Source organism: Hymenobacter terricola, assembly GCF_017921975.2.
Taxonomy (GTDB): domain Bacteria; phylum Bacteroidota; class Bacteroidia; order Cytophagales; family Hymenobacteraceae; genus Hymenobacter; species Hymenobacter terricola.
Map to the genome: position 1 here is coordinate 1 of NZ_JAGEMO020000248.1, position 391 is coordinate 391.

Here is a 391-nt window from a genome sequence, read left to right on the forward strand (position 1 = left end):
CGGGCGACAATTTCGCGGGTGTAGTCCTGCATGTTGACGCGGGCCAGCGAGTCGGACTGGTAGAGCTTCTGGTGAATCAGGGCCATGGCCTGCACCCGGTTCTGGCTCTCGCGGATGGCGGCCAGGGCCGGGGCGTCGCGCAGGTAGTGGGACTGGCGGCTGAGCAGCGAGCTGATGATTTGCAGGTTGTTCTTCACCCGGTGGTGAATCTCCTTCAGCATCCACTCCTTTTCTTCCAACAGCCCGTCCTTTTCCCCCAGCAACTCGTCCTTTTCGCCCAGCACTTGTTCCAGCGCCTGGTTCTGCTGGTTGATTTCCCGCTGCTGGATTTCCAGCAACGCCGTGCTGCGCTGTTTGACCCGGTAGCGGCTGTAGCTCACCCCCAGCAGCA

Annotated in this window: 1 protein-coding gene; it reads right to left on the minus strand. The window is 61.6% G+C overall.

From position 1 onward, the window contains the following. A partial coding sequence (locus J4G38_RS28435; protein ID WP_317198243.1) for a sensor histidine kinase occupies positions 1 to 391 on the minus strand: 391 nt, incomplete at both ends.